Here is a 15,436-nt window from a genome sequence, read left to right on the forward strand (position 1 = left end):
AAGTGTGGCTAAGCGCCACACATAAACACACACATCAAGAGGAAACCAATCAAAGTGATTTCATTATATTTTTTTTCACAAAATGTGTATTGATATAAGTCAAAAAAGTAACCATATATTAAGATAAATTAATATTTGTTTAGATTATATTGTTTTGTCCTGCTTGTTTTATGCTTATGTTGTTTTCTGTTATCTTGTGGTGATCGCTGTGGTTTTCCCTTACGGACGCAGTTCGATCGGTAGTGGGTCGTCTTGCAACTGATTGGCTGGCTGCAAATGTTGGTTCATGTCTAAAACATTCAGACTCTGGCTGTCATCCGAACCGAAAAACGATTGACTATAAGGTAATTGCGGACTGCTAATCCCGAGCCAAAACGCGATGCCATCTATCAGCTCCAAACCACTGCGTCGAGATTTAATTCGAGTTTGAGTTGTCTGGTTGCTATTAATCACCACTAAGGGAATGTGGTAGTTCTGCAAATAATGGTCGTTATGGCGCAAAATACTACTGGCGCGAACCAAACTGTTTTTTTCATACGTATTTTTATCGTGACTTAATCCATGGTCACTAAAATAAAACATACTGTATGGTTGTTGGGTGTTTTGCAGTACTGTATGGATTTGCGCCAGTAATGCATCAGTTTGCTTGATGCTGTCGATATAACAATTGCTGTTGCTATTTTCAATATAGTGATGCGGTGGTTGAGCCAGACGATCACATGGATTGGGATGAGAGCCCATGATGTGTACAACGATCAGGCGTGATTGCGTGGCTGGAATGGGCGTGGCTAACACTTTTTTTAAAGGTTCGATAAGCTGATCATCATGACTTTTTTCACCAAAATCATAGCCGGTTTTTTTCAGAAAAATACTTTGATCGGCGTGATGAGCAATGGTGGAAATCGAAGTATCATACTGCCCCAAAGCGCCTTGGTTAGATAGCCAAACGGTTTGCATACCAGCTTTTTTAGCTAATGAAATGATATTATTCTGGATCGCAAAGGGTTGACCATGGCTTAAGGTTAAACCGTATAACAAAGAAATAGGTGTATTGGGACCAGCCGACAGCATATTATCCATAATCACATTGGCGTGGCTGTTTAAAAAAGGGGTATTGGGATATTTGAAACCATATAAATGCAGGTAATCTGCGCGAGCACTTTCACCGATGATTAGGACATAATTTTTGAATGGCTGCTGAGTATGGGTAATCGTCCATTGATCTGGCTTGTTCAAATCTTCTTTGAGTTTTTTTAATTCGGCAAAATAAGCACGTGGTTGTAAATAGGCATCAGCCAAGAGTTCAAACGGTTGTGCCCGCAGTGCAAATCCGCCAACGGTATAGCCTTTACGCGCAGTTTGTACACTCATTACGCTCACAATGACTATCAACATTAATGCCCAACGAGCACGCCAGTGTGGAGCCGGTCTGGTTTTACACCAACGCAAAATCAGTAAAGGAATAAGTGCCAAAAGAATACTGCTTAAATATGTTTGCCAGGAGAGGGTGGTGATGTATTCACTCGCTTCACTAGCTGTGGTACTGAGTAAAGAGGCAACGATACCAAAACTTGGGCGGCCATAATGCGCAGCTGTGGGATGGTAGAGAAGTATAAGCACGGCACTCATCCACATGATGAAGCGCCAGCAACGTGGCCAATAACGATGCAATAAAATTGCTATAAACCAAGTTTCAATAATGCGATTAGGATTGGGTGGATAGGCAAATGCCCAGATTAGTACCAAGCTATTTAGTAATAGTAATAGAAGTGTAACAGCGTAGCTTTTTGAAAAGATTAATTTCATTTTGTACTCAGATCGTTGGCGTAAAATTATCCGCAAAAAATGCATTTGTGGCCAAATTGGCCTGACTGGTAAATAAAGCCTGCGCCTGGGCAATCATCTGCGGATTGCCACAGGCATAAACTTGATACTGACTCATGTCAGCATGTTGTTGGAGCGCTATTTGCTGTACATAACCTTGTTTACCGGTCCAATCGCTGGCGGGACGTGATAGTACTGGTGTCCATTTGGCATTGGATAGTTGATCACAAAGTTGATCTAATAGTTGTGCATCATATAGATCTTGTTCGGTCGCTACACCCCAATATAAATAGATATTCTGCGAAAAGTGTTGTTCACTCAAGCAACTAAGCATGGCCATAAGTGGCGCCAGTCCGGTACCTGTTGCCAACATAATCAGGTCTTTGGGCTGATCGCTAAGCTGAAAGCTGCCTAAAGGTCCTTCGATTTGGAGCATATCTTTACATTGCATACGGCCGTCAAAAATCGGTGCAGAAAAAGCACCGCCTTCATGGTAACGAACATGAATAATTAATTGATGTGTATTTGCATTGTATCCGGCAATGGAGTAACTACGACGTTGACCGTTTTGTAAGATGATATCGATATATTGACCAGCTTGGTAGGTAAAGGTTTTTTTGCTGGGCAATTGCAGATGAATGACGGCGTAATGGTTGCAGATGCGGATGTGGTCAATACGCGCCTTGATTTTTTTGACTACCTGATTAGTTTGACCTGAATATTGGGGTAGGTAAATTGATAGGTTGCTTTGCGGAGTATGGCAACATAATAATATTTCATGTTGGTCATTCTCGGTTAGATTTATTGCGCAATTTTCCTGCATGGGTCGGGTTGTGCCACTACGCAATTGAGCCTTACATGCACCGCAGCAACCGCTTTTGCAGGCATGCGGTAGCATGATTGAGTTATTGAGCGCAGCTTGTAGAATTGATTGATTTTCATCAGCGAAATAAGTTTCACCACTGGGTAAAAGAGTGATCTGGTAATTCATATTCTGGTTTAGTCATTGATATTAGGTTCGAATAGATATCATTTTAGGTAAATGATCTAGAAATGGTTGAATCGTTTATATTGTGATGATCGTTTTATTTTCGATTTTGGATGGTGTATTTTAAGGCATAATCATATCTGAATACAGAATAGCCGTGAGGACAAATTGGGTGTAATGAATGTCGAAAACGGTATGGCCAATGTTTCGGAATTGATAAATGCCTTGATGTTTAGAAAAGCGCTTTATTCTTTGGGTATGATAACGCCTTTTGATTGAAGAAATCTGGTTTCATAGCCTGTTTTAAATTGTTCTGGTGTCGATTCATAGTAGTAACTGACCAATTGGTCTTCTGGACCTAGAGTATAAATAAAGTAACTATTTGGAAAGACCAAACCCACGATAATAAAATGCTCTTCATCTAGCCAGAATGTCGCCTCAGTCATTTGCGCACTACCAAACCATTGGATGATTTTTTTGGTTTTTTGTTTCCGATCCACTAAATATAATTCTTCGCTGTCTTCATGACCTGCAAACACATATTGATTTCCTAATTTATCAATGAGTTTGTAATCCAGATATTTTTGCTTACTGGGTGAATAATCAAACTTTTGCGGGATATAAACATCATCATTTTTGGCGTCAAAGTCTCTGGCATAGGATGGATAATCTTGATAAAACAGCCACGAACCTTTTTTACCAAGATAAAACTTAGAGATATCCAAATGGTAAAATTGCAGCCAATCGCGAATAACAGGTTCGATACTGTGCATCGCAGCAGGTGATATTTTCCTCATGGCTTTAAGACGCTGTGCATTTTCCGTAGTTATAAAAGGATCAACCGCGGGATAATAACGAGCTGAGGCGGGGGTTTTAAGCGCTGCAGATAGAGTTAAAACGATGAGTAAAGAAAATAAACGGTTCATTTATTTATAAATAGGATGTAGGTCTCAATGTAAAATTATACAGTAGAAATAGATTTAAATTAGAGATGTTGTTAGCCAATTGTGCTTATTTTTCCATCAGTTTAAAACGAGAAATAAAAGTTTAATGTTTGGTTGGATGATAAGAGATTTAAAAAATCAAAAAGCTTGCATAATAAGATGACATCGCGCTTTAGCGTTTACAAAGCCATCTATTATGTTTGGACTTGGATTAAGTATAAATAATAGGGTTGAATATATAAAACGTGTGTTTTACTCGGCGTGATCTTTTCACGCATCCCTTTGATTAAATCCACAATAAGATTGCTTGTCGGTGTAATTGGTGCCAGTAGGCTCTTTTCTGCTGGCTCAGTGGCACATGTAATGCTAGATATGATAATCAGCCAGTAAAAAGCCCGTGATCTGATGATCACGGGCAATAGTGTATGGTTTATTTTGGCTTAATTGGTGAAATATTTGGCATAAATTTTGTCATATTCGCCATTTGCGCGAATTTTTTTCAGCGCATCGTTAAGCATGGTGACAGTTGCTGTATCATTTTTTCTAACCACGAAGCCGTAATGGTCGGTGCCGAATTCAGGTACTTTGTTGATGGTAACATTGTCTACACCATTAGCTTTAACATAATTGCTGATGACTGCACCATCAGACACCATTGCTTCAACGCCGCCGTTTTGCAGCTCTTTGATCGCTAATGGCACGGTATCAAAACGAGCAATTTTAGGACTTTGCGCACCGAGAATTTTTTGTACAGCTAAATCGCCGGTCTGACCTGTACACACAGCCACGCGCGTCATGTTTTTCAAGTCATCAAGTGCGTTAAATTTTTTGTTATTGGGCGTCAATACAATCATGGATATATCGAAATAAGGATCAGTAAATCCTAAGGTTTGTTGACGCTCCTCGGTGATGGTTACCCCTGAGGCGACAACATCTAAGTCACCATTATTTAAACTGGCAAACAATCCATCCCAAGGCTGATCTTTAAACTCTACTTTGAAATTGCCTGCTTTTGCCATGGCATTAATCAGATCAACATCAAATCCGGTTAATTTTCCGTCTGCTTGGCGTGATTCAAAAGGTGCAAATTCTGCATTGGTGCCAACAACGAGTGTTTTTTCTCCTTGTGAACTGTTTTGAGTCGGCTGCGAAGCACCAGACTGACTTCCGCCACCACCACAGGCAGCTAAAGCGGTAAGACAGAGCGCAGTCGCTAACCAAGTTTTGATCTTCATAGTTACTCCTTAAACATTACGTTATTGGGTTTTTGTTTAAAACAGCTTCAGGTTACGCCATCAATCTGAACACTGTATGAAATAGTTGAGTTATGTTATCACAAATAAATCACCTATAGCGGTGACATTATCATATTACTATTAGTGGTTTAGTTTTAGTCTGTATCAATTGGTCAGTCGTGTGGTTGATATTTGGTGTAGGAATAATGTCAAACTAGCGGATAAGCAGTGATATAATTGTTATATTATGTACGCTTCATTGCTGCCTTCAGCTTTGATTGCTGATAAATATAGCCAGTTCAACAGAATAGGATGATTAAATGCAAATAATATCAACCATTGCTCAGTTACGTGCATGGCGCAAGCAAGCAGGAACGGTTGCCTTTGTTCCGACTATGGGAAACTTGCATGCAGGACATATGGCTTTGGTACACGAAGCCAAAAAACATGCCGATAAAGTGGTGGTCAGTATTTTTGTTAACCCGATTCAGTTTGGTCAGGGGGAAGATTTCGAACAATATCCGCGCACGCTGGAACAAGATGCAGAAAAACTTCAGCAAGCTGGTGCTGATGTGATATTTGCACCCTCGGTGCAAGAAATGTATCCGCATGGCGCACAGCAATATTTTGTCGAACCGCCGCCATTACAAAATGAATTATGTGGTCGAACACGACCTGGTCATTTTCGCGGGGTCGCTACGGTTGTAACTAAACTATTCAATATCGTTCAGCCAAATGTGGCTTGTTTTGGTAAAAAAGATTATCAACAACTGGCCGTGTTAACCGCGATGGTGCAGGATTTGAATATGGATATCCGCATTATTCCGGTGGCGACTGAACGTGCCAGCAGCGGTTTGGCGCTATCTAGTCGCAATGGTTATCTTTCTGCAGAAGAGTTGCAACAATCAGCGCAGTTATATCAACAACTGCAGGCGATTGCTGCAGATATTATCCAAGGCAGAAGAGACTTTGATGTTTTGGAACAAACGGCTACAGCAGCGTTGAATCAATTGGGATGGCGTGTCGATTATATTGAAATTCGACAGGCGAATACACTGCAAAAAGCACAGTGTACCGATCAAGAAATCGTTATACTGGCAGCAGCGGTATTGGGACGTACACGGTTGATTGATAATCTAGAAGTAAATTTATCGCATTAGTTAAGGGGAAATAATCCGGTAAACCCGCGGTCAAAAACGAAATAATAGCAAAAGGGAACATATACGCGTATGTGGTGGATTGTTTTAATACTGATCATGGCTGCTATGGCGGCTTTGTTATGGTGGCGTCATCTTCAGGAACAGCGTTGGCAGAGGGAAATGACTTATTTAACACGGCATGAACAGCATGGCACAGCCCGTGTTCATTCTGTCCAAAATGAGTCTCCTGATCTTGCTCAAATGCACAGCATGGCTGATCACCAAGCTGACGTACACAGTCACATCCAATCAGCTGGAAATGAACATAATGCGTTATTTGTTGAAGAAGTACAGGAACAGTCCATCCCCTCTGACGCAGCACAAGGAATACCGGTTAACATGTCTGATCAAGCACATGTTGCCACATCTTCTTTATTAAATGCAGAAAACACCCTTCAACCGCAGATCACCGTGATCGAATCTTCACCTTTGCCATCACAAGCGGCTTGGTCAGCGGATTATTCTGAGCCGGTAGAAATCAGCGCTACCTCTCAGATATCGCCATTGCAACAGCATCACTCAGCGCCAATGGCTGAATATCAATTAGCAACACCATCTATTGATCCCTTTGAGGACATTTCGATCGCAAGAGAGGATGCTGATTCATCTTTATTAGACTCCACTTCCTTTGAAATTTCTGCTGGCGCATCTGATTTAGCAAATACTGATCTGTCAACGTCAGAAGAGAGTGTCACTGAAAAGATGGCGGTGGATGAGAGCTTGCCGGTCATCACCTTAGAAGAAGCCAGACGTAACATGGCAAATCATGATGCGACTGACGACGATTATTTCGCAGACGCATCTAACATGGACGGGATTGAGCTGAACTGGCAGCAAAAACAGCAAATCCACCGACAGAATCACCCGCGCCACACAATCAATGAAATCAAGCCAGACGATCCATTGTTAGCCAGAGTGCGTTCACATACTAAAGCTGAACAGGAAGCATTGTTACAAGAACGTGCACTTAAAAATTTTGATCCGGTTGAACTAGAGCTAGCAACGCAACATTCCCTGCGTCAAGTTCCCGCTCATTTGGCTCATACTTCAACAGGCAGAAATCTGTTTTCTGATCAAAGACAGAATAAGCAGATTATTGATGAGGAAGACATCAGAATCAATCTTTTGCGCCAGCGTCTGGCGCGATTGCGCCAACAAAATAACAATCGTAACCCTGATCATGCATTTTCGGTACCGGTTATTGAAGAAGAAGAGGTTATTTTAAATTTAGCTAAAACCGATTCACCGATCAATAAACAGAAGTTTAAACGTCCTACGGTGCGTGAAAGTGTGATACCAGCTGCCGCTCGAATTGGTGAGCAGCAAGCGGTGCAGATGATGGTTCCTATAGGGGAATTGTCTGCAGACAAAAGCTCCAGTGAGGCGTTTGTAGATAGACATGTGCCATTGTCTACACGATTTACACCGTTTCAACCAATGCCAGAAGCGCATAAGCCTACGGTTGAAGCAGTAGGAGCAGGACTTGAGCGTCACCCAGTGCAAGAGGCATTGGATAATTCAAGTTCGGCTAATGTGATTTATAGCCCAGAGTCAGAGCTAAACAAGGGTGATGAGGCAATCTGGTCAACAGGCACGACTCATCAAGTAGATTATGCTATTGATTCCGAAGAGTATGACGAATCACATCCTTATTCAGACTACAACAATATCGCTGATGCCGATCAACACTTGCGTGATTCCGCTTCGCCAGAGGAAGTGTTTAAACTACATGGCAGTGATGATGCGGATCAAGATGTGTCTACACAACAGTGGGTAATCAGTGATTCAGGTCATCATGGATACAGTGAATATTCCTCGTCCACTAATACCAAGCCATCTCCATCTGTACATCCTACTTCACCATTTCACTATATTGAGGATGCTGATACAGAGCCAATGAGCACTGCTGCGCCTAACTGGCATTTTGCTGATGACGACGTGGAAAATGAGCTGGTTAGCGCTGAAATTGCCTATTCGGCCGGCACCATTGCGCAGCAGTTAAGTCAAGATCAAGCCGCAAGCACCAATGCCCATTTGAGTGCCAGCCCTATGCACGCACAGTCAAATAAGATGACTGGAGAAAATGTTATTTCGGCTCCTAGTGGGAGTGCGCCGGTTCAATTATCGGTGCAGCCAAATCGTTTTAGACCGACTACACCTACCGTTAACTATACCTCTGCACCAGTAGCCATGCAGCAAATACCAATTCTACCGAGTATGGACTTGCTCTTGCCGGCGCATTATGATTCGGCGGCACAGCAAAGTGAGGAAACTTTGCTGGAAAATGGCATAACAATTGAAGAAAAGCTGGCGGAATTTAAAGTAAAAGTGAAGGTAATTGACGCTTTTGCTGGTCCGGTTATTACGCGCTATGAAATTGAACCAGCACAGGGTGTACGGGGCAGTCAGGTTGTCAATCTTGAAAAAGATTTGGCACGCAGCTTAGGCTTTGCTTCTATTCGCATTGTAGAAACCATACCCGGTAAAACCTGTATGGGTATTGAGCTTCCCAATCCGAAACGGCAGATTATTCGGCTTAGTGAAATTTTTTCAGCACCGGTTTTTCAACAGTCTCAATCAAAATTAACTTTGGCATTGGGACATGGTATTACCGGACAACCTATCGTAACTGATCTGGCGAAAGCGCCTCACCTATTGGTTGCCGGCACCACCGGATCTGGTAAATCGGTGGGTGTGAATGCCATGATTTTGTCCATGTTGTATAAAGCCACGCCAGACGATGTCCGCCTGATCATGATAGATCCGAAAATGTTGGAATTAAGTATATACGAAGGTATTCCTCATCTGCTGGCTCCGGTTGTTACAGATATGAAACTGGCGGCTAATGCCTTGACCTGGTGTGTTAATGAAATGGAAAAACGTTACCGCCTGATGAGTTATGTCGGTGTGCGTAATCTGGCTGGATTCAATCAGAAAATCGCAGAAAAGGCGCAACAAGGTGAGAAATTAGTTAATCCGTTCTCACTCAATCCAAGTGATCCTGAGCTTCTGGAAAAACTGCCTTATATTGTGGTAGTGGTGGATGAGTTTGCTGATCTGATGATGACGGCAGGGAAGAAAATTGAAGAACTGATTGCTCGTTTGGCGCAAAAAGCGCGTGCGGCTGGTATACATTTAATTTTGGCAACCCAACGTCCCAGTGTGGATGTGATCACTGGCTTGATTAAGGCCAATATTCCAACTCGTATTGCTTTTCAGGTATCCAGTAAGGTAGATAGCCGCACCATTTTGGATCAGATGGGCGCTGAAAACCTGCTGGGACAGGGTGATATGTTATTTTTACCACCCGGAACGGCCTATCCAGAGCGTGTCCATGGTGCTTTTGTCGCTGATGAGGAAGTTCACCGTGTCGTGAATTATCTAAAACAGTTTGGTGAACCTCACTATATAGATGATATTCTCACCGCTGGGGTTAGTGAAGATGATCTATTTAGCAACGCTTCGTCTGGTCGCAATCTAGAAGATGATCAGGATCCTTTGTATGATGATGCAGTGGCGTTAGTGGTGAAGACGCGCAAAGCCAGTATTTCTTCTGTGCAACGGCATTTGCGTATTGGTTATAACCGTGCCGCCCGCTTGGTTGAACAAATGGAAGCAGATGGCGTGGTCTCCGCTCCAGAGGGAAATGGTAACCGCACAGTTTTAGCGCCACAAAACAATCATCTTGATGGTTGATAGTCAGTAAAAGCAGAATGGCTAGCCTTAATCGGAGGCTGGCCATTTACTTATCGCATTCACGTTCTCGTTTCTCAAAATCAATTCTTTTTTGCGATGATTACAGCGCCTGAAGTGAAGGTTAGGATTGAATCCAAAAAGTAAATTACAGCAGCTTTTATAGGCATAAATCTAAAAACTGCAATACAAATAGCAACAAGATAACTTAAGAATTAGTTATATAAACCTCAATTTTTATCTATAGCATATTCTGCAGGCTCTGTAAGATTGCTGTGGCAATATCGATTTAATTAGAAAAATGCATAAAGAGCATCGATGGAGAAAATAGGTTACTTTGAGAATAATCGAAAATATATCGAATGGAAAAAACGTATTTCTAACAATGATTTAATTTATATTACCTTCTATTAGGATAGATATTAAATATTTACCCAAAACTGAAATACTCTGTTGTTTTATGAATTTGGGTAATATGTTGTTTTTAATAATAAAAAATTTGTCTTCTTTGGTGTTTGCCCTTAAGATATGAAAGTAAATAATTAAATTTATTAATATTATCTAAGTTTAAACACACACAGGAGAGAAATAATGATTGAATCTTACAAACGATTCTGGCAAAACATATTCAATTTTTCAGGAACAGCCAATCGCAGAGATTATTGGTGGCCAATAATTATTAATCACGTGCTGGGATTTTTGATTATCTGTGCGCTGCAAAGATTTCTTGGTCATTCAATCAATGATATTTATACTTGGGGAGACTGGACGATTAATTTTCTGGTCATGGTGGTGACCTTTTGCGTTTGGTTGGCTACATTATCTTTGCAATTCAGGCGCCTGCATGATACTAACCGTTCTGCGTGGTGGATTTTGATTTTACTCATTCCGATCATTGGAGAAATCTGGTTCTTTATTTTGATGGTGCTACCAGGCAAACCAAACCGTTATGGTCATGATTATCGAATTTAAGTGGTGATTTAATTTTCAACAGCAATAGTGGTGATGGCTGCTATTGCTGTTTTGAATTTTAACAACACCATTTTGCCGTAAAAAAATAGATTAGGTCTTAGCAGTGTGGCTATCGTTAAATGAAAAGTATTAAATTAATTATATTGCATTGTACTTTTTTAATTGATATTACTTAGCAATGCTAGACTATTCATTTCTCATTATTGGTTTATTTAAATTGTACTGTTTTAACTAATACAAAGTGACCTCTCTTATTCTACTGCTCGCTCTTGTGATCAATTCAACTTATTTGAGCTAATGCAGTACGCATCAATGCAATGGCTTAACTTGCATCAGCCATATCATTTATTCTCTATCTAAAAAGTAGTCATTTTCTCGCTAAAGGTTTTACGTTACACTGCTGCCAATGTTTTGATTGAGCTGTTATGAAAAAACTATGGCAAAAATTTGACCGATCTTTTCTAAGCGGGCAAAAGATTTCTAAGGTGCTGGTAATGATGATTGGCATCTGGCTGTTCTTTGCTACCAGTCTGGTTGGCCTGTCGATGAATACATCCTGGCGGCTAGAGGAGCTGGGAATGGCAATCAATGAAGCTGGCAGCTTACGTAAACGGGTGTTTTATATGGTGTTGGTGAGCGAAACACCTGCAATGGCTCAAAATTTTAATCAGGAAAAACAACAGTTCGAACAAATTTTGGCTCATCTGCGCGGCTTGCATGAAACGGGATTTCTCCAAGGGCAGCGTCATCAGCAGCTAATGGATCAAGTCATAGAAATTGAAAAATACTGGCAGGATTTTTTAGGTAACCGTAATGCTTTTCAGCAAGGTCAAATAGACAGCGCTACCTTTCTGGATAAAGCGCGACAGTTTACTGCACTCATTGATCGATTGGTATTACTGATCGAGCAGGATAATACGCATAACATACAGTTACTGCGGTGGTTGCAGTTACTGGTATTAGTGATGGCATTAGTTTCTACAGTCATGTCTTTGTTGCTGCTAAATCATCTGGTCATTGCACCTTTGCAGCGCCTAAATCAAGGTATAAGCCGGATTGGTAAGGGATTTTTTGATACCCATTTGCAGGTGAATACGGCTAATGAGTTTGGGCAGGTGGCGCAGGGCTTTAATCTGATGGTGGCTAAACTGAATGAGGTATACGATACGCTGGAAAATCGGGTCGCGGAGCAAACGCAAGCATTAGTGAAACGCAATAATGAGTTAGCAATGTTGTATGCCATGGCTTCGTTGTTTCAAGAGCAGCAGGATTTGGCGGTATTGGTGCAGCTATTTATGCAAAAAATGAAGGAGTTCAGTGGGGCTAATGCTTGCGTAGTACAGTTGAAAAATCATCATTCGCATCTGTTGGAAGTCGCCGGTTCCGATGGTTTGACGGAAGAACAGGTGGAACAATTTCGTGATTGTCACTGCAATGGTGTTCTTTGTGTGCCGGTGATATCAACAGATGAACTCAATTCGATTGAAGAATTAATCATCAGTACTGACGATAATGTAGGTTGCCACGTCCGTAAGATATTTCCATTTTGCCTGACGTTTGCAGTTAAGTCAGTTGAAGATGATATCGGCACGCTGCATTTGTTTGCTCATGAAGCGTTTGCTTTAAATGAACAGCATCAACGGCTGATTTCAACTGTTTGTAGCCAATTTGGCATTGCGATTGAAAGTTTGCGTTTAAATGAATTGGATAAGCAAATGGCGATTTTGGAAGAACGCAATTTGCTGGCTCAAGGATTGCATGACAGCATTGCGCAAACTTTGTCTTTTTTGAATATGCAAGTTCAGGTTTTGGGAAAAGCACTATCAGAACACAAGGATAAGCAAGCTGCACAAACCTTAGATTTTATTCATGAAGGTATTCAACAATGTTATGATGATGTACGCGAGTTGTTATCTAATTTTCGTGTACGACTGGTATCAGAAGGCTTGATCAGCTCCTTGCAAGGGGTGATGAAGCGGTTTGAGCAGCAAACCGGTATAGTGCCAGATTGGTCGGTAGAGGGTGATGTGTATGAAGTAGAGTCGGATGTACAACTCCAAGTGGTGTTTATTGTGCAAGAAGCTTTATCGAATGTTCGTAAGCATGCTCAAGCCAATGCGGTTCGGGTACATCTGCAATATATGACCGATCGTCTGAATTTATGTATTCAGGATAATGGCAAGGGTTTAGCGGAAGATGTATTACAGGTGAAAGAAAAACAGGGGCATGTGGGTATTCATATTATGAAAGAACGTGCCAGTAAAATTAATGGTCAATTGCGTATAAGCGCGTTGGTTGGGGCAGGAACGACTGTGGAACTCACCGTACCGCGTCAGTATATCCATACTTCGCAATAGTGATTCTGAGATTTGAAGATGTTAAACGGAAAAAAATACCGGATACTGATCGTTGACGATCATACGCTGTTTCGGCGTGGATTGCGCGCGCTGATAGATAGCTGCCCTCGCTTTGAGGTGGTAGGAGAAGCCACCGATGGGCTGGAAGGGGTGAAAATGCAGCAGCAATTGCAACCGGATGCAGTCTTGTTGGATTTGGATATGCCGGTGATGCGTGGACTGGAGGCATTACCTCAGATGATGGACCATCATCCGCAACAAGTGGTGTTAATGCTCACGGTGTCGGAAGATGGCCATGATTTGCTCGAATGTATGCGCCTAGGGGCGCGAGGTTATTTGTTAAAGAATATTGATACTGAATTTTTGCTGGACAGTATAGAAAAAGCCATTGATGGAGATAGCGTATTATCGCCTGAGATGACGAGTAAATTAGTCACTCAGTTACGTCAGCAGGAAAAAATCAATCTGGCTATTGCTGAACCTTTAACACCACGCGAACGCGAAATTTTGCGTTGGCTCGCTCGTGGTCACAGTAACAAAATCATTGCGCGCAATCTGGAAGTTGCTGAGAGTACGGTAAAAGTACATGTGCAAAACATTTTGCGTAAATTGAATGTGGCCAGCAGAGTTCAGGCAGCCGTGTATGCTGTTGAGCATGGTATGGATAAGTAGCTTATGAAGAATACATGTCCAATGAGGGTTTTTATTTGCTAAATCAGGTCTATTGAATTGTCAATAGATCTTTTTACTTATATGTCCTCGTTATTTCGGCTGAGTAATCTTGCCTCCTCCGACTTATGTCCTGTATGCGTGGGATTACGTACACTTGTGGCATTATTTATCAGGAGTGGTTGGATGGAATCTGAATTCAGAAAATCAGTCACAGTGCTTACTTCCAGCACTATTGCATTTATCATCTGTTTCATGATTTGGATGGTGTTTGCCGTGTTGGGTATGCCGATTAAAAAACAGCTACAGTTAAATGAAACTGAATTTGGATTACTGACAGCTATGCCTGTGCTATCTGGTTCGCTGATTAGAGTACCATTGGGTATTTGGGCTGATCGTTTCGGTGGCCGTATCGTTTATTTTTTGCTCATGCTGATCTGTGTTCCTGCGGTTTGGTTGCTGGAATATGCGCACACATTTGGTCAGTTTTTATGGATTGCTTTATGGCTGGGGTTGGTAGGCGGATCCTTTTCTGTCGGTACCCCATATGTAGCAAAATGGTTTCGCAAAGATCGTCAAGGTCTGGCGATGGGTATTTTTGGTGCTGGTAATGCTGGTGCAGCATTAAACAAATTTTTGGCACCAGCCCTCATTGCAGCTTATGGCTGGAAAGCTGTACCAAGGGTTTATGCGATCATTTTGCTGGTTATCACCATTTTATTTTGGTTTTTCAGTTATCCTGAACCGAAAGCAGCCAATAGCAAACAACCCACCCTTAAGGCGCAGTTGATGTTGATGAAAAACCCGCAAGTACTGAAATACAGTCAGTTGTATTCAGTGGTATTTGGTGGGTATGTTGGCATATCTTTGTGGATGGTGAGTTATTACGTTGGTGAATACAAATTTGACCTGACCCACGCTGCTCTGCTGGCTGCTTGTTTTTCACTCCCTGGTGGTGTTTTACGTGCCTTCGGAGGATGGCTATCAGACAAATATGGTGCATATAAAGTTACATGGCTGGTGATGTGGGTGTGCTGGCTAGCCTTTTTTGTCTTATCTTATCCGCAAACACAAATGTCTATTCAGACTGTTTCTGGTCATTTAGATATGCACATTGGTTTGAATGCAACCCTGTTTACCATTTTGTTATTCATCGTTGGTGTGGCGTTGGCCATTGGTAAAGCTTCGGTGTTTAAGTTTATTTCCGATGAATTCCCTGATGATATGGGAACGGTATCTGGTGTAGTAGGGTTAGCCGGCGGTCTGGGTGGCTTTTTGTTGCCCATTATGTTCGGTATGCTGGTGGACTGGACTGGTATCCGTTCCAGTTCATTCATGTTGATGTTCGGTACTGTAAGTATCAGTTTGATTTGGATGCATTTTTCGCTGAAGAACCAACGACCTTAATTTAGGCTGCCTTAATTTAGGCTGATGGTGAGTAAGGATTAACTTGCTCACCTGGCTGATTGGGCAAATAAGCTCAACCGAAATAGACCGAATTGAGGGCATTGATCCGGCTTAATGCTTGAATGGTTTGCTATAATTTGTTGGTTAG

Annotated in this window: 10 protein-coding genes; 6 read left to right on the forward strand and 4 right to left on the reverse strand. The window is 41.7% G+C overall.

Features of this window, described 5'->3' with window-relative positions:
* Positions 1 to 219: 219 nt before the first annotated feature.
* From J3U68_RS04865 to J3U68_RS04880, 4 genes are all read right to left on the reverse strand, one after another.
* Positions 220 to 1,806, reverse strand: coding sequence for a phosphoethanolamine transferase (locus J3U68_RS04865; protein ID WP_267375213.1), 1,587 nt, complete (start codon positions 1,804 to 1,806; stop codon positions 220 to 222).
* Between the two features lie 7 nt (positions 1,807 to 1,813).
* Positions 1,814 to 2,815, reverse strand: coding sequence for a 2Fe-2S iron-sulfur cluster-binding protein (locus J3U68_RS04870; protein ID WP_267375214.1), 1,002 nt, complete (start codon positions 2,813 to 2,815; stop codon positions 1,814 to 1,816).
* Positions 2,816 to 3,057: 242 nt separating this feature from the next.
* Positions 3,058 to 3,738 carry a hypothetical protein gene (locus J3U68_RS04875; protein WP_267375215.1) on the reverse strand — a complete coding sequence of 227 codons (681 nt, stop codon included), beginning with the start codon at positions 3,736 to 3,738 and terminating at the stop codon, positions 3,058 to 3,060.
* A gap of 458 nt (positions 3,739 to 4,196) precedes the next feature.
* Complete coding sequence (locus J3U68_RS04880; protein WP_267375216.1) at positions 4,197 to 4,991, reverse strand: basic amino acid ABC transporter substrate-binding protein; 795 nt, start codon at positions 4,989 to 4,991, stop codon at positions 4,197 to 4,199.
* 320 nt (positions 4,992 to 5,311) lie between these two features.
* Between J3U68_RS04880 and panC the strand changes: the two genes are divergently transcribed.
* The 6 genes from panC (at position 5,312) to J3U68_RS04910 (ending at position 15,288) form a co-directional block, all read left to right on the forward strand.
* Entirely contained in the window at positions 5,312 to 6,151 is an 840-nt protein-coding gene (gene panC, locus J3U68_RS04885) for a pantoate--beta-alanine ligase (protein WP_267375217.1), read from the forward strand.
* A gap of 69 nt (positions 6,152 to 6,220) precedes the next feature.
* Positions 6,221 to 9,886, forward strand: coding sequence for a DNA translocase FtsK (locus J3U68_RS04890; RefSeq protein ID WP_267375218.1), 3,666 nt, complete (start codon positions 6,221 to 6,223; stop codon positions 9,884 to 9,886).
* A 588-nt stretch (positions 9,887 to 10,474) separates the two neighbouring features.
* On the forward strand, positions 10,475 to 10,855 hold the full coding sequence (locus J3U68_RS04895; RefSeq protein ID WP_267375219.1) for a DUF805 domain-containing protein: 381 nt from the start codon (positions 10,475 to 10,477) through the stop codon (positions 10,853 to 10,855).
* A gap of 425 nt (positions 10,856 to 11,280) precedes the next feature.
* Entirely contained in the window at positions 11,281 to 13,212 is a 1,932-nt protein-coding gene (locus J3U68_RS04900) for a histidine kinase (protein ID WP_267375220.1), read from the forward strand.
* An 18-nt stretch (positions 13,213 to 13,230) separates the two neighbouring features.
* Positions 13,231 to 13,884, forward strand: coding sequence for a response regulator (locus J3U68_RS04905; protein ID WP_267375221.1), 654 nt, complete (start codon positions 13,231 to 13,233; stop codon positions 13,882 to 13,884).
* A 183-nt stretch (positions 13,885 to 14,067) separates the two neighbouring features.
* On the forward strand, positions 14,068 to 15,288 hold the full coding sequence (locus tag J3U68_RS04910) for an MFS transporter (RefSeq protein WP_267375222.1): 1,221 nt from the start codon (positions 14,068 to 14,070) through the stop codon (positions 15,286 to 15,288).
* The last annotated feature ends 148 nt before the right edge of the window (positions 15,289 to 15,436 follow it).

Source organism: Snodgrassella sp. B3882, assembly GCF_026535915.1.
Taxonomy (GTDB): domain Bacteria; phylum Pseudomonadota; class Gammaproteobacteria; order Burkholderiales; family Neisseriaceae; genus Snodgrassella.